This is a genomic window from Stenotrophomonas sp. TWI1409, from assembly GCF_039673015.1.
Taxonomy (GTDB): domain Bacteria; phylum Pseudomonadota; class Gammaproteobacteria; order Xanthomonadales; family Xanthomonadaceae; genus Stenotrophomonas; species Stenotrophomonas maltophilia_A.
In genome coordinates, this window is record NZ_JBDJKU010000004.1 from 16836 (window position 1) to 31356 (window position 14521).

At 67.2% G+C, this 14521-nt stretch carries 12 protein-coding genes and 1 pseudogene; 3 read left to right on the forward strand and 10 right to left on the reverse strand.

Features of this window, described 5'->3' with window-relative positions:
- The first annotated feature begins 97 nt into the window (after nucleotides 1-97).
- Together ABE423_RS02455 and ABE423_RS02460 are read left to right on the forward strand one after the other, a co-directional pair.
- Entirely contained in the window at nucleotides 98-463 is a 366-nt protein-coding gene (locus ABE423_RS02455) for a PadR family transcriptional regulator (protein WP_032128337.1), read from the forward strand.
- The gene (locus ABE423_RS02460; protein ID WP_346484877.1) at nucleotides 460-1449 is read left to right on the forward strand and encodes a sensor domain-containing protein; all 990 of its coding nucleotides are present in this window, start codon (nucleotides 460-462) and stop codon (nucleotides 1447-1449) included. The genes ABE423_RS02455 and ABE423_RS02460 overlap by 4 nt, the downstream gene beginning before the upstream one ends.
- A gap of 199 nt (nucleotides 1450-1648) precedes the next feature.
- Here ABE423_RS02460 and phaZ read toward each other — a convergent pair whose 3' ends face one another.
- Together phaZ and ABE423_RS02470 are read right to left on the reverse strand one after the other, a co-directional pair.
- Entirely contained in the window at nucleotides 1649-2956 is a 1308-nt protein-coding gene (gene phaZ, locus ABE423_RS02465) for a polyhydroxyalkanoate depolymerase (protein WP_107433367.1), read from the reverse strand.
- A gap of 93 nt (nucleotides 2957-3049) precedes the next feature.
- Nucleotides 3050-3640, reverse strand: coding sequence for a class I SAM-dependent methyltransferase (locus ABE423_RS02470; RefSeq protein WP_253143336.1), 591 nt, complete (start codon nucleotides 3638-3640; stop codon nucleotides 3050-3052).
- Nucleotides 3641-3789: 149 nt separating this feature from the next.
- On the opposite strand from ABE423_RS02470, the gene ABE423_RS02475 reads away from it, so the two are divergent.
- The gene (locus tag ABE423_RS02475; RefSeq protein WP_032128333.1) at nucleotides 3790-4245 is read left to right on the forward strand and encodes a CopD family protein; all 456 of its coding nucleotides are present in this window, start codon (nucleotides 3790-3792) and stop codon (nucleotides 4243-4245) included.
- A gap of 140 nt (nucleotides 4246-4385) precedes the next feature.
- Here the strand turns inward: ABE423_RS02475 and ABE423_RS02480 are convergent, their stop codons facing one another.
- The 8 genes and pseudogenes from ABE423_RS02480 to lpxD all read right to left on the reverse strand — a co-directional run bounded on the left by ABE423_RS02480 (nucleotide 4386) and on the right by lpxD (nucleotide 14408).
- Complete coding sequence (locus tag ABE423_RS02480) at nucleotides 4386-5345, reverse strand: acetyl-CoA carboxylase carboxyltransferase subunit alpha (RefSeq protein ID WP_032128332.1); 960 nt, start codon at nucleotides 5343-5345, stop codon at nucleotides 4386-4388.
- Between the two features lie 113 nt (nucleotides 5346-5458).
- On the reverse strand, nucleotides 5459-6328 hold the full coding sequence (locus tag ABE423_RS02485) for a hypothetical protein (protein ID WP_125893830.1): 870 nt from the start codon (nucleotides 6326-6328) through the stop codon (nucleotides 5459-5461).
- Between the two features lie 64 nt (nucleotides 6329-6392).
- A complete protein-coding gene (gene dnaE / locus ABE423_RS02490; RefSeq protein ID WP_121503847.1) occupies nucleotides 6393-9983 on the reverse strand; it encodes a DNA polymerase III subunit alpha in 3591 nt (1196 codons plus the stop codon).
- A 218-nt stretch (nucleotides 9984-10201) separates the two neighbouring features.
- Nucleotides 10202-10870, reverse strand: a complete 669-nt coding sequence (locus tag ABE423_RS02495; protein ID WP_049461544.1) for a ribonuclease HII — start codon at nucleotides 10868-10870, stop codon at nucleotides 10202-10204.
- A pseudogene (gene lpxB / locus ABE423_RS02500) lies at nucleotides 10867-12030 on the reverse strand (lipid-A-disaccharide synthase); the annotation flags it as partial. The pseudogene lpxB and the gene ABE423_RS02495, both read right to left, overlap by 4 nt.
- Before the next feature lie 92 nt (nucleotides 12031-12122).
- Nucleotides 12123-12914 (reverse strand): acyl-ACP--UDP-N-acetylglucosamine O-acyltransferase, encoded by a 792-nt coding sequence (lpxA, locus tag ABE423_RS02505; RefSeq protein WP_032128327.1) that lies wholly within the window; start codon nucleotides 12912-12914, stop codon nucleotides 12123-12125.
- Between the two features lie 16 nt (nucleotides 12915-12930).
- Nucleotides 12931-13389 carry a 3-hydroxyacyl-ACP dehydratase FabZ gene (fabZ, locus tag ABE423_RS02510; RefSeq protein WP_032128326.1) on the reverse strand — a complete coding sequence of 153 codons (459 nt, stop codon included), beginning with the start codon at nucleotides 13387-13389 and terminating at the stop codon, nucleotides 12931-12933.
- Nucleotides 13386-14408, reverse strand: a complete 1023-nt coding sequence (lpxD, locus tag ABE423_RS02515) for a UDP-3-O-(3-hydroxymyristoyl)glucosamine N-acyltransferase (protein WP_346484881.1) — start codon at nucleotides 14406-14408, stop codon at nucleotides 13386-13388. The genes fabZ and lpxD overlap by 4 nt, the downstream gene beginning before the upstream one ends.
- Nucleotides 14409-14521 lie beyond the last annotated feature (113 nt).

Below are 14521 nucleotides of genomic sequence, written 5' to 3' on the forward strand. Positions count from 1 at the left end.
AGCGGCCCGGCCACGCCAACCGGCAGAGTGACTAACGACACATTCGCTATACCGAACTTCGCACTACTGTGGACTTCAACGTAGTGGAGGGCCGGTCATGTCCGAGGACGATGTCCAGCTGAAGAAGTTCCAGAAGGAGCTCAGCGCCGGGACGGTGTCGCTGGCCCTGCTGGCGGTGCTGGCCCGGGCCGGAGAGCCGCTGTACGGCTACCTCATTGCCAAGGAGCTGGAGCGGGTGGGCGAGGGCGTGCTGAGCGGCAAGCAGAGCGCGCTGTACCCGGTGCTGCGCAATCTGGAGGGCGCCGGCCTGCTGGAAAGCCATGTGGAGCCGTCCAGCAGCGGGCCGCCGCGGCGCTACTACCGCATCAATGAACGTGGCCGCGAGGTGCTGGCGCAATGGCGCCAGGCCTGGCAGGCCACACGCGATTCCGTCGATTCCGTGTTGGAGGGGGTACCGCAATGAACGACCCGAGCCTGGCAGGCCGAGCCCTGCCCACGACCATCCCGCAGTACCTGGCGCAGCTGCGCGCGGCATTGGAAGGCGCCGACCCGGCGATGGTGCAGGACGCGCTGTACGACGCCGAGGAATACCTGCGCTCGGAGCTGGCGGCGCAGCCCGGCCGTAGCGAGGCCGAGGTGATCGCCGACGTTGCCGGCAGCTACGGTGCGCCGGACGAGGTAGCCGAAATCTACCGCGAGACCGAAGTGACGGTGAATCGCGCGCTGCGTACACCGCGTGCGGATACCGCACCGGTGCTGCGTGCGGCGGCGGAAGCCAGTGGCGTCGAGCCGGCCGCACCCCCGCCGGTACCGGTGCCGCGTTCGCTGCTGGCGCGCTTCTTCGGCGTGGTGACGGATCCGCATACCTACGGTGCGCTGTTCTACATGCTGCTGTCGCTGGCCACCGGCATCTTCTTCTTCACCTGGGTGGTGACTGGCCTGTCGCTGTCGCTGGGCCTGCTGATCCTGATCATCGGCATCCCGCTGACCGTGCTGTTCTTCGGTTCGGTGCGCGGGCTGGCGCTGCTGGAAGGGCGGCTGGTGGAAGCGCTGCTGGGCGAGCGCATGCCACGTCGTCCGCGTTACACCGACCGCAGCCGCACCTGGCTGCAGCGCATCGGCGACATGTTCACCGATGGCCGCACCTGGCTGACGCTGCTGTACTTCGTGCTGATGCTGCCGCTGGGCGTGATCTACTTCACCATCGCGGTGACGTTGCTGTCGCTGTCGCTGAGCCTGATCTGGGCGCCGGTCGCGGCGATCTTCAGTGGCGACATCCCCGGCGTGTACATCAACGACGTGAACGTACTGCCGATGGCGGCCTCGCCGCTGGTGGCGATCGCGGTTGCCGCGGCGGGCGCGCTGCTGCTGCTGCTGACGATGCATCTGGCACGCGGCATCGGCAAGCTGCATGGGCTGATCGCCAAGAACCTGCTCGTGCGGCTGTAAGCGGGTGCGGACGCTCCGGTAGGTGCCAACCTTGGTTGGCACGATCCATCAGTGCAGAGGCGCTTGGCGGAATTCGCTTTGGTAGGTGCCAACCTTGGTTGGCACAATCCTTCAGATACCGGGATTCAGGGTAGAGCGCCAACCAAGGTTGGCATCTACCAGGGCGTACCGACCAAGGTCGGCACCCACCCTGGGCGAGTTACCCCGCCTTTCGCCGCAACGGGGTGACGTTGCTCTTCTTCTTCGTGACCTTCGCCGCCGGTGCATCGGCATGCGCGGCGAAGAAGTCGCGCACCTTCGGGTACACGACTTCGCGCCAGCGACGGCCGCTGAAGATGCCGTAGTGGCCGGCACCTTCGACGATGAAATGCTCACGGCGGCCAGCGTCGATGCCGGTGCACAGCGCCTGCGCGGCTTCGGTCTGGCCGAGGCCGGCGATGTCGTCCAGCTCACCCTCGATGCTCAGCAGCGCGGTGTCGCGGATCGCCGACGGATCGACCTTCTCACCGTTGACCACCCACTCGCCACGCGGCAGCAGGAAGTCCTGGAACACCACGCGGATGGTATCCAGGTAGTACTTGGCCGGCATGTCCAGCACCGCGTTGTACTCGTCGTAGAAACGACGGTGCGCGTCGGCGTCTTCCAGGTCGCCCTTGACCAGGTCGGTGTAGAAATCCCAGTGCGAGCTGAAGTGGCGGCTCGGGTTCATCGACAGGAACCCGGCGTGCTGCAGGAAGCCCGGGTACACGCGGCGGCCGGCGCCGGGATAGCTGGCCGGCACGGTGTGGATGACGTTGTTCTCGAACCACGACAGCGGGTTCTGCGTGGCCAGGTTGTTCACTGCAGTCGGGCTGCAGCGTGCATCGATCGGGCCACCCATCATCACCAGCGTGCGCGGCGTCGGCTCGCCACGGCTGGCCATCAGTGAAACTGCCGCCAGCACCGGCACGGTCGGCTGGCACACGCTGACCACGTGCAGGCGCTCCACGCCGAGGTGGCGGATGAACTCCTGGATGTAGGCGATGTAGTCGTCCAGGCCGAACTCGCCTTCGCTGGCCGGCACCATGCGCGCGTCGACCCAGTCGGTCACATACACGCGGTGGTCGCGCAGCAGCGTGCGCACGGTGTCGCGCAGCAGCGTGGCGTGGTGGCCGGACAGCGGCGCCACCACCAGCACGAACGGCTGGTTGAGCATGGTGTGCAGCTGGTCGGCTTCATTGCTGTGGCGCTTGAAGCGCAGCAGCTTGCAGAACGGCTTGCTCACTTCCTCGTGCACGACGATCGGCACGCGCTCGCCATCGACGTCGATTTCGTTGATGCCCCACTCGGGCTTCTCGTAATCCTTGCCGATGCGATGGAAGAGTTCATTGACCGCCGCCAGGCGATCAGCGCCGGGCATCTGCGACCACCAGTGGCCCTGGTTGGCGAAGAACCTGGCGTTGGCCTGGGCCTGGTGCACCCAGGGGGCGAGCAGGTTGCGGGTCAGTTCGTGCAGTTGATAGAGCATGACGACCGAATATGTATGGTCATATGTTGCCGCGCAGCATATCCCATCCGGGTGTCCCGCAGGTTAAGTTGGCTGAAAATAATGAATCCGGATTCACATCCGTTCCAGCGCGGCCGCATCGCCTGCCAGGGCGGGGCCGAGCCAGCAATGCGACCCTACCGGCTGCAGACCGTGCCGGGCCAGCGTCCGCCGGTACCAGCGCGCCGGGCGGGCCTGGAAACCCTCGTGGTCGCCCTCGAACGCGTCCTCGGCGGCGAAGGTCTCCAGGAAGGCCACGCCGCCGGTCAGCTCCGCCACGCCGGCCAGTCCGGCACGCAGCTCACGGTCGGGCACGTAGTGCATCACGTCCGAGCAGATCAGCAGGTCGACCGGGGCGCAGGGCCGCAGCCAGGCGAAATCACCGAAGCGGGCCAGGTGCAGGTTGCGGGTGCGGCCGTAGCGGCGCACAGCGTACTCGCTGCTGTCGAAGCCGAGGTATTCGACCTTCGGACGCAGCTTCAGCAGCGGCGCGCGCCAGGCGCCTTCGCCGCAGCCGATATCCAGCACGCTGCGGATCGGTCGCTCCAGGTAGTACTCGGCGCTGGCCACAGCCAATGCCACCTTGCGTGCCAGGCGGGCGCTGCCACCGATGTCGGCGCTGCGGTACCAGCGTTGGAAGTAGGCGGCGTCGTAGGTCTTGTCCATGGGGCGGTGCACGATCGGGGAAAACGGCGCTTATCGTACGGCGTTGCGGCGTGCCATGCGTCGATGTGTCGCGGCGCTGGGGCGTGGGGTGGCCCGGCCACGGCATGCGAGAATGGCCGCCAACCTACGCCAGCCGCCGGAGCGAGCGCATGCAGAGCTACTACTGGGTCAAGACCTTCCACATCGTGTTCGTGGTGGCGTGGATGGCGACGGTGTTCTACCTGCCGCGCATCCTGGTGAACCTGGCCGAGACCGCAGGCCAGCCGGCGGTGACCGAGCGCCTGCAGCTGATGGGCCTGCGCCTGTACCGTTTCGGCCACTCGATGTTCGGTCTGGCGTTCCTGCTGGGCCTGGTGCTGTGGCTGGGCTACAAGGTCATTCCGGATTTCCCGACGATGGTTGCCTCGGGCGGCGCCGGTTGGCTGCATGCCAAGCTGGGGCTGGTGGTGCTGCTGCTGGTGTACTTCAGCTGGATCGGGCGCCTGCTCAAGGGCGTGGCCAAGGGCAGGGCGCTGCCGTCGTCGCGCGCGCTGCGCTGGATCAACGAGATCCCGCTGCTGGCGTTCATTCCGATCGTGTGGCTGGTGCTGGCCAAGCCGTTCTGACGCGGGGTCATCTGCACCCGGTAGATCCACGCCATGCGTGGATGCCGCCAGGGCGCAAACGAAAGAGCCGGGCGATTGCCCGGCTCTTTCGTTTCTGCAATCACCTGCGTGTTGCCGGCCAGCGGCCGGCACTACCGGGCTTAGGCCGCTTCGTACGTGCCGTAGCTGCGCAGGCGGGCGTAGCGCTGTTCCAGCAGCTGCTCGGTGGACAGCTTGTCCAGCGCGTCCAGCTCGTTCAGCAGCACCGCCTTCAGGCGCTTGGCCATCTGCGTCGGGTTGCGGTGGGCGCCGCCGGTCGGCTCGCGCACGACCTTGTCGACCAGGCCCAGGCTCTTCAGGCGCGGGGCGGTCAGGCCCAGCTGTTCGGCGGCATCCTTGGCCTTGCCGGCATCCTTCCACAGGATCGAGGCGCAGCCTTCCGGGGTGATGGTCGAGTACACCGAGTACTCCAGCATCACGGTGCGGTCGCCCACGCCCAGCGCCAGCGCGCCGCCGGAGCCACCTTCACCGATCACGGTGCAGATGATCGGCACCTTCAGTTCGGCCATCTCGATCAGGTTGCGTGCGATCGCTTCGGACTGGCCACGCGATTCGGCATCGATGCCCGGCCAGGCGCCGGCGGTGTCGATCAGGGTCAGCACCGGCAGGCCGAAGCGCTCGGCCATCTTCATCAGGCGCAGGGCCTTGCGGTAGCCCTCCGGCTTGGGCATGCCGAAGTTGCGCTTGATCTTTTCCTTGGTGTCACGGCCCTTCTGGTGGCCGATCACCATCACTGCACGGCCGTTGATGCGTGCCAGGCCGCCCATGATCGCCTTGTCGTCGGCGAAGGCACGGTCGCCGGCCAGCTCCTGGAACTCATCGAACATGACGCGGAGGTAGTCGGCGGTGTACGGGCGCGACGGATGACGGGCCAGCTGCAGCACCTGCCACGAGGTCAGGTTGCGGAAGATCTGCGCGGTGCGCATGCGCAGCTTGTCCTGCAGCGCGTGCACTTCCGCCTCGACATTGACCGCCGGCCCGGCACTGGCGTTGCGCAGTTCCTGGATCTTGGCTTCCAGGTCGGCGATGGGTTGCTCGAAGTCGAGGTAGTTCGGATTCATCGGAAGCCGTCGTGTAAAGAAGAGGGGAATTCTAGCCGAATGCGTGCAAACCACCCGTACGCCTTCGTCTGGAAGGCGACGGTAGCGCAGCCGGGCAGGGGGCGCCAGTCAGCTCAGGGCACCACCAGGGCGCTGCGGCCCATCAGCTGGCTGCGCTGGGAAACGAAGTCGTTGTAGGCCTCGTTGGCCTCCCGGCCCAGCCCGCTGCCCAGGGTGGCGGTGGCCGAGGTGAAGGCCATCTGCGCGGCGAAGTCCTGCTTGCGCAGGGCCTTCTGTTCATCGGCGGTGGTGGCCTTCAGCCAGCGCGCATAGACCTCACGCAGCGGCGCGGCATGCGCCTCGAAGGCCGGCACCAGCGCCGGCAGGCTGGCCGGGGCCGGTTCCAGGCTGAACGCCGGGGCCACGTAGCCGGCCGGCTGCTCGCGCTTGAACGCACCGGGCTCTCCCATGCCTTCTTCCACGTAAGCGATGAAGTCCGGCGCGGTGAACACCTTGGCCACGATCTGGCCGCCGCTGGAATCGACGTGGGCGACCACCTTTTCCTTGGGGAACGGTTCGCGCACGCCGTAGGTCCAGGTCTTGTCGATGAACAGTTCGTGGCTCTTTTCGAACGGGCCTTCGAAGTCGACGCCGCCCAGCTCGATGCCGGCCTTGCCGGTGCCGAAGTTCTTCAGCTTGCTCTCATCGGTGACATAGATCTCGCGGGCGACCACGTACTCGCTCAGGGTTGGGTTGATCAGCCCGCCACGACCGTCGACGTAGACGATGAAGCGCACGTCGCCGAGCTTTTCGGTGTGCAGGCGATGTTCGCCGACGGCCAGCGAAATCGGGCGCGAGCCCTGTGCGGCCACCGGCAGGTCCTTGCCATCGATGCTCAGTGCCAGCGGCGTGTCGGTCGGGTTGTCGATCTGGAACTCGACCTTCGAGGGCGAACAGGCGGCCAGGGCCAGCGCGGCGGCGAACGGGAACAGCAGGGTCTTCATCGGCAATCGTCCTTGATACATGGAACGGGAAAGCAGGGGTTTCAGCAAAACCAGGGAGCCAGCTTCAGCTGGCCCACGGCGGGCTGTAGCGCACCTTCAGGGTGCGCACGGCGGGGTCGGCGCGCAGCGCCTCCATCAGCTTGGAATCGATGCGTACCGCGCTCTGCCCGGACACATCGAGCATGCCGGCGACGCCGCCGTGCGGCCCCTTCAGCAGCAGGTCCAGGCGCAGCGGCGTGCGGCCAGGGCGATGGCGGTCGAGCAGCGCATCAATGCGTTCCCAGACCGGGCGCTGCTGGCGCAGGTCCAGGCGCAGCGAGAGCCGGGTGGCGTAGTTGGCGCAGACTTCGTCGAAGTCCCAGCACTGGCGGATGCGCAGCGCGAAGCCACCGTTGAATTCGTCCTCGCGCAGGCCACCCTTGACCACCAGGATGCGGTCCTTGGTCATCAGGTGGCCGAACTCGGCCATCGCGTCGGAGAACGCGCTGCACTCGACGCGGCCACGGCCGTCCTCGAGCTGGATGAAGATCTGGCTCTCACCCTTGCGGCGCACGCCGACCACCTGGCCGGCCAGCACGGTCTGTACTTCCGGGCGCCAGCGCTTCTCGCCGCCGCCGCCGCCGCCACTGTTGGCGCTCCAGATCTTCTCCACCGAGCCCAGGTCGTTGCCGACCAGGTCGCGCACATCGTCGCGCCAGGGATCGAACGGGTGGCCACTGAGATAGAAACCCAGCGTGTCGCGCTCGCCATTGAGGCGCTGCAGCAGCGGCCATTCCTCGGCTTCGGGCAGGTCCAGCTGGATCGTGGTCGCGCTCGGGTCGGGGCCGCCGAACAGCGAGTTCTGCCCGGACGCACGTTCGCGCGCCATCTGGTCGGTGGCCTTGATCACTTCCGGCAGCTGCAGCATCAGCGAGGCGCGGTTATGCCCGAGCTCATCCAGTGCGCCGCAGTTGATCATCGCTTCCAGCGTGCGCCGGTTGAGCTTGGCCGATCCGACGCGGGTGCAGAAGTCGAGCAGGTCCTTGTAGTCGCCACCCTTCAGGCGCTCGTCCACCACCGCTTCGCAGGCACCCTGGCCGACGCCCTTGATCGCGCCCAGACCGTACTGGATGGTGTCCGGGGTGACGGCTTCGAACATGAAGGCCGAGTGGTTCACCTTCGGCGGCAGCACGGTCAGGCCGAGGTTGCGCACCTCGTCGAGGAAGCCGACCACCTTCTCGGTGTTGTCCAGGTCCGAGGACAGCGTGGCCGCCATGAACTCGGCCGGGTAATGGCGCTTCAGCCATGCGGTCTGGTAGCTGACCAGCGCGTAGGCAGCGGCGTGCGACTTGTTGAAGCCGTAGCCGGCGAACTTCTCCATCAGGTCGAAGATCGCGTCGGCCTTGGCCTCGTCCACGCCGTCCTTGGCCGCGCCTTCGCGGAAGATCTCACGGTGCTTGGCCATTTCGGCCGGCACCTTCTTGCCCATCGCGCGGCGCAGCAGGTCGGCGCCGCCCAGCGAGTAGCCGCCGACGATCTGCGCCATCTGCATCACCTGCTCCTGGTACACCATGATGCCGTAGGTGTCCTTCAGGATCGCTTCGGTGCGCGGATCGGGATAGATGATTTCTTCCTGGCCGTGCTTACGCGCATTGAAGGAGGGAATCAGGTCCATCGGGCCGGGGCGGTACAGCGACACCAGCGCGATCAGGTCTTCGAAACGGTCGGGGCGCGCGTCCTTCAGCAGGCGGCGCATGCCCGAGGATTCGAACTGGAACACCGCGCCGGTATTGCCGTTGGCAAAGATGTCCTTGTAGGTGGGCGTGTCGTCCAGCGGGATCGCGGCGATGTCCACCGGCGGAATGCCGGCGCGCTCATGGCGCTTGTTGATCGCCTTCACCGCCCAGTCGATGATGGTCAGCGTGCGCAGGCCGAGGAAGTCGAACTTCACCAGGCCCACTTCTTCCACGTCGTTCTTGTCGAACTGGGTGACCGGGTTCTTGCCGAGTCCGTTCTCGTCGTGTTCGGCGTACAGCGGGCAGAACTCGCTCAGCGGTTCGGGCCCGATCACTACGCCACCGGCGTGCTTGCCGGCGTTGCGGGTCAGGTCTTCCAGCTGCAGCGCCAGATCGATCAGGTCGCGGACATCGTCCTCGGTCTCGTAGCGCTGGATCAGTTCGGCCGACGCCATTTCCGAGCTCGGGCCTTCCTTGCCCTTGCCCAGCGCATCCTTCAGGTGGATGCCGAGGATGTTCGGGATCAGCTTGGAGACACCGTCGACCAGGCCGTACGGGAAACCGAGCACGCGGCCGGAGTCGCGCACCACCGCCTTGGCGGCCATGGTGCCGTAGGTGATGATCTGGCTGACGCGCTCGCGCCCGTACTTGCGCGCGACGTAGTCGATCACCTCGTCGCGGCGGTCCATGCAGAAGTCGATGTCGAAGTCGGGCATCGACACGCGTTCCGGATTGAGGAAGCGCTCGAACAGCAGGTTGTACGGCAGCGGGTCCAGATCGGTGATCTTCAGCGCCCAGGCCACCAGCGAACCGGCACCCGAACCGCGGCCGGGGCCGATCGGAATGCCCTGGTTCTTGCCCCACTGGATGAAGTCGGCCACGATCAGGAAGTAGCCCGGGAAGCCCATCTTGATGATGGTGTTGAGCTCGAACTCCAGGCGCTCGAAATACTCTTCGCGGGTCTTGCCCGGCGCCAGTGGATTCTTCTCCAGGCGCTCTTCCAGGCCATCGCGCGACATCTTCTGGATCCAGGTGTCCAGGGTCTCGTCGTCGGGCACCGGGTAGTTGGGCAGGAAGTAGGTGCCCAGCCGCATCTCGATGTTGCAGCGTTCGGCCAGCGCCAGCGTGTTGTCGATCGCATCGGGGATGTCGGCGAACAGCGCACACATCTCCTCGGCCGACTTCAGGTACTGCTGGTCGCTGTACTCGCGCGGGCGCTTGGGATCGTCCAGCACGCGGCCGGTGGAAATGCATACGCGCGCTTCGTGCGCGCTGAAATCCGTCGGCGACAGGAAGCGTACGTCGTTGCTGGCCACCACCGGCAGGCCACGCTGGCCGGCGGCCATCAGCGCGAACTGGTTGAAGGTTTCTTCGCCCTCGCGGCCGGTGCGGGTCAGCTCCAGGTGCAGGCCGTCGCCGAACACGCGTTGCCAGTCGGCCAGCTGCTGCTCGGCCAGTTCATGCTTGCCGTCCAACGCCAGGCGCCCGGCCAGGCTCTGCCGGCCAGCGAGTGCGAACAGGTTGGCGTTGCCGGCCTTCAGCCAGTCCGGGTGGATTGCCACGCCGCCTTCCGGGCGATGGCCTTCCATCCAGGCGCGGGTCAGCAGCCGCGACAGGCTCAGGTAGCCCTCACGGTCGCGGCACAGCAGGGTCATCCGCCACGGGTCCTGGCCTTCCTCGGCGATCAGTACGTCGGCGCCGGCGATCGGCTTGATGCCCACGCCTTCGGCGGCCTTGTAGAACTTGACCAGCGCGAACAGGTTGTTGAGGTCGGTCACCGCCAGCGCGGGCAGGCCGAGCTCGACCGAGCGCGACAGCAGGTTGGCCTGCTTGGCCTTCTTCGGGTCCGCCTGGTCGGGCTTGGCCGGCACGCGGATGGTCGAGTCCGCCAGCGAGAACTCGGTGTGGACGTGGAGATGTACGAAGCGGGAGTTGGACATGCCGGACCAGGTTGGAGCGCGCGGGCCCCGGGTGCTGACGGAAGATCGTCGCCGGGGTCGGGATGCGCTGGAGTGCCCGGTCAGGGTAGCGAGGGCAGGGGGAAGCGACAAGGACTTGACGGTGCGCCGATTGCGCGAATGTCGCCGGGCATGGCCCGGCGCCAGCGGAGGCGTTCACATTGCCGTGAAAGCGCCGGACGATACCCGGCAGCCGTTGTTCAAGCGATGGCTGTGATCGCGGGGGCTGGCGCTGTTTCCAGGCACTCGCGCACCGGGGCGAAGCTGCGCCGGTGCTCCACGCAGGGGCCGTGCTCGCGCAGGGCGGCCAGGTGGGCCGGGGTGCCGTAGCCCTTGTGCTGCTCGAAGCCGTACTGCGGATGGCGGGCATGCACCTCCTGCATGTAGCGGTCGCGCGAGACCTTGGCCAGGATCGAGGCGGCCATGATCGCGCGGTCGATGCCATCGCCGCCGACCAGCGCCTGCGCCGGCAGTACCAGACCCTTGGGCACCACGTTGCCATCGATGCGCGCGAAGCCGGCCACGTGGGCGACCGCTGCGACCACGTCGCGCATGCCCTGCAGGGTGGCCTGGTAGATGTTCAGACGGTCGATGGTGTCCACGTCCACCAGCACCACATGCCAGGCCAGGGCGCGCTCGATGATGCGGTCATGCAGCTGCTCGCGGCGCGCCGCGGTCAGCTGCTTGGAATCGTCCAGGCCGTTGATGCGCGGCCGTGCCGGGTCGAACACCACGGCCGCCACCGCGACCGGCCCGGCCAGCGGGCCACGACCGGCTTCGTCGACGCCGGCGACCAGGCGCTCCGGCTCGACCACCGCCGCGCCATCGAACAGGGTCAGGCTGGCCGCTGCGGCGTGGCGGCGGCTCATGCCTGGGCCTGGTCGCGCATCAGCAGCTCGCCGACGGCGTCGGCGGCACGTGCCGACGCATTGCGGCGCAGGCGCTCATGCAGGCGGGCATAGGTGTCCTGCAGGTCGGTCACCCGCTGCGGGTGGTCGAACCATTGCTGGATGGCCGCAGCCAGCTTGTCCGGCGTGCAGTCATGCTGCATCAGCTCCGGTGCCAGGTCCTGGCCGGCCAGGATGTTGGGCAGGGCAAAGCGGTCGACCTTGATCAGGCCGAATGCCTTGACCAGACGGTAGGTCAGCTCGTTGACACGGTAGCCGACCACCATCGGCCGCTTCACCAGCATCGCCTCCAGGGTCGCGGTACCGGACGCCAACACCACCACGTCGGCCGCGATCATGGCGTTGCGCGCCTGGCCGTCGAGCACATGCGAGTACGCGACCGGCAGCGCCGAGCGCGACAGCTGCTCTTCGATCAGCCGCTTGCATGCGGGGTTGGCGGCAGGCACCACCACGTGCAGGCCGGGGATGCGCTCGGAGACCTGCCAGGCGGCTTCGAAGAAGGGTTCACCGAGGCGCGAGATTTCGCCCAGGCGGCTGCCTGGCAACACCGCCAGCACCTTGGCCGACGTCGGCAGGCCAAGCGCGGCGCGCGCTTCCTCGCGGTTGCCCTGCAGGGGGATGTCATCGGCCATCGGATGGCCAACGAAACGCGCGTCGATGCCGTGCTTGGCATAGATGGGCGGTTCCATCGGGAACAGGCACAGCACCAGGTCGGCGCTGCTGCCGATCTTCTCGGCGCGCTTCTCGCGCCAGGCCCAGACCGAGGGGCTCACGTAATGCACGGTGCGCACGCCGCGCTGCTTCAGCCAGCGTTCGATGCCCAGGTTGAAGTCGGGCGCGTCGATGCCGATGAACACGTCCGGCTGCCATTCCAGCGCACGCTGGCGGAACGCGGAACGCAGTTTGAGCAGGCGTGGCAGATGGCGCAGTACTTCGGTCAGGCCCATCACCGCCAGCTCGCTGGCATCGTGCCAGGTCAGGCAGCCGGCGCTGCGCATGGCATCGCCACCGATGCCGGCGAATTCGGCATTCGGAAAGCGTGCCTTCAGTTCGCGCACCAGTCCCGCACCCAGCAGATCACCAGAGGCCTCACCGGCCACCAGCGCGATCCGCAAGGGGCGCTCGCTGAGCACCCGCTGCGCGGGGACGCTGCCGGCCATCGAGGCCAGCGGAATCACGGCGGCGCCGGCCGGCGCCTGGCCGGTCGTGCTGCTCATCGCAGCAAGGGCCTCTCGGCGTGCTCGATGAAGTCCAGCATGGCCTTCACGTCATCGCTGTCGCGCGCCTGTTCGGTCAGCTGCACCTTGGCTTCGGCCAGTGGCAGGCCCGCCACGTACAGCGTGCGGTAGGCACGCTTGATGGCGGAAATGCGCTCGGCGTCGAAGCCGCGGCGCTTCAGGCCTTCGCTGTTGATGCCGCGCGGGCGGCCCAACGAATCGGTGCCGACCATGGTGAACGGCGGAACATCGCCATTGGTCAGCGCGCCCATGCCGAGGAAGGCATGCGCGCCGATCCGGCAGAACTGGTGGGCCCCGGCGAAGCCGCTGATGATCACGTAGTCACCCACGGTCACGTGGCCGGCCAGGGTGGTGTTGTTGGAGAACACGCAGAAGTTGCCGACATGGCAGTCATGCGCCACGTGCGTGTAGGCCAGCATCCAGTTGTCGTCGCCGATGGTGGTGATGCCGCCGCCGCCGCCGGTGCCACGGTTCAGCGTGACGAACTCGCGGAACACATTGCGGTCGCCGATCACCAGCTCGGTGCGCTCCCCTGCATACTTCTTGTCCTGCGGTTCGCCACCGACGGCTGCGTGGCCGATGAAGCGGTTGTCGCGGCCGATCTTCGTCGGGCCGTGGATGCTGCAGTGGGGGCCGATCACCGTGCCGGCACCGATTTCCACATCGGCACCGATCAGGGTGAACGCGCCCACCTGGACGTCATCGGCCAGGCGCGCGGCCGGGTCGATGACGGCGGTCGGGTGGATCCGCGGTGCGTTGTCAGTCATTCCTGCCTCCAGTGGATCAGCCCTTGGCGCCGGCGCACATGACTTCGGCCGAGGCAACGACTTCACCGTTGACCTTGGCTTCGCCGTAGTACCAGCCCATGTTGCGGATCAGGCGCTTCATCTGCACATCCAGCATCAGCACGTCGCCGGGAACGACCTGCTTGTTGAAGCGGGCGTTTTCCACCTTGACCATGTAGAACAGCTTGGACTGCGAGTCACGGCCGAGCGTGAGCTGGGTCATCACGCCACCGGCCTGCGCCAGCGCTTCGATGATCAGTACGCCGGGCATGATCGGGCGGCCCGGGAAGTGGCCCTGGAAGAACGGCTCGTTGATGCTGACGTTCTTCTGCGCAAGGATGCGCTTGGCGTCGATGTCGAGCTCAAGCACCCGGTCCACCAGCAGGAACGGGTAGCGGTGCGGGAGCAGTTCCTGGATCTGGCAGACGTCGATCGGAAGCTGCAGCGTGTCGTTCATTCTTTCTCCTTGCCAGCAGCCAGGACGCGGCGAGCCAATGCGTCCAGCTGCTTGAAGCGCGCGGCGTTCTTGCGCCACGTGCGGTTGTCGGTCAACGGGGTGCCGGACGAGTACTCGCCCGGCTCATGGATGGAATTGCGGACCACCGACTTGCCGGTGATCACGACCTTGTCGCAGATCTCGAGGTGGCCGACCACGCCAACGTGGCCGCCGAGCAGGCAGTAGCGGCCGATCTTGGCGCTGCCGGCGATGCCGGTGCAGCCGGCGATGGCCGAGTGCGCACCGATCTGCACGTTGTGCGCGATCTGCACCAGGTTGTCCAGGCGCACGTCTTCGTCCAGCACGGTGTCTTCCAGCGCACCGCGGTCGACGCAGGTGTTGGCGCCGATCTCGCAGTCATCGCCGATGCGCACGCCGCCGAGCTGCGGCACCTTGATCCATCTGCCGGCGTCCATGGCCAGGCCGAAGCCATCGGCGCCGAGCACGGCACCGGGATGCACACGAACCCGCTTGCCGAGCTTGACCCGGGTGACCAGGGTGACCCGCGCGATCAGCTCGCAGCCGTTGTCCAGGCTGCAGTCTTCGCCGATCACGCTGCCGGTGCCGATGATGCAGTTTTCGCCGACCACGCTGCGTGCGCCGACGGAGACGAACGGGCCGATATGCGCGCTGGCGGCGACCTGCGCGCTGGGATCGATGACGGCGCTGGGGTGGATGCCCGGCGGGCGCGTCGGCGCGATGTCGAACAGCGCGGCGATCTTGGCGAAGGTGGTGTACGGGTCCTTGGCCACAAGCGCGGCGCCGGGGGCGGCCTCGGCGTCGTCGGCACGCAGGACCACCAGCGAGGCCTGGCTGTCGGCCAGCTGGGCGCGGTAGCGCGGGTTGGCGAGGAAGGTCAGCTGGCCAGGACCGGCATGGGCGAGGGTGGCCACGCCATGGATGGCGGTGGCGGGGTCGCCGTGGACCTGCAGGCCGAACTGCTCGGCGAGTTGCTGGGCGGTGTAGGTGGGAGTATTCACGGCGGGAGTTTAACGTGTGACGGCATTGCGGTCATGCGGGGCGGTCATGCAGCCAACGGCAGGGCCCCTCGCGGCCGGCAGAGCCAGTGTCATGGGCTGGGTCGGACGGGGCG

Coding starts and splice junctions, on each gene's coding strand:
- ABE423_RS02455 (WP_032128337.1), top strand. CDS start 98: ATGTCCGAGGACGATGTCCAGCTGAAGAAGTTCCAGAAGGAGCTCAGC.
- ABE423_RS02460 (WP_346484877.1), top strand. CDS start 460: ATGAACGACCCGAGCCTGGCAGGCCGAGCCCTGCCCACGACCATCCCG.
- phaZ (WP_107433367.1), bottom strand. CDS start 2,956: ATGCTCTATCAACTGCACGAACTGACCCGCAACCTGCTCGCCCCCTGG.
- ABE423_RS02470 (WP_253143336.1), bottom strand. CDS start 3,640: ATGGACAAGACCTACGACGCCGCCTACTTCCAACGCTGGTACCGCAGC.
- ABE423_RS02475 (WP_032128333.1), top strand. CDS start 3,790: ATGCAGAGCTACTACTGGGTCAAGACCTTCCACATCGTGTTCGTGGTG.
- ABE423_RS02480 (WP_032128332.1), bottom strand. CDS start 5,345: ATGAATCCGAACTACCTCGACTTCGAGCAACCCATCGCCGACCTGGAA.
- ABE423_RS02485 (WP_125893830.1), bottom strand. CDS start 6,328: ATGAAGACCCTGCTGTTCCCGTTCGCCGCCGCGCTGGCCCTGGCCGCC.
- dnaE (WP_121503847.1), bottom strand. CDS start 9,983: ATGTCCAACTCCCGCTTCGTACATCTCCACGTCCACACCGAGTTCTCG.
- ABE423_RS02495 (WP_049461544.1), bottom strand. CDS start 10,870: ATGAGCCGCCGCCACGCCGCAGCGGCCAGCCTGACCCTGTTCGATGGC.
- lpxA (WP_032128327.1), bottom strand. CDS start 12,914: ATGACTGACAACGCACCGCGGATCCACCCGACCGCCGTCATCGACCCG.
- fabZ (WP_032128326.1), bottom strand. CDS start 13,389: ATGAACGACACGCTGCAGCTTCCGATCGACGTCTGCCAGATCCAGGAA.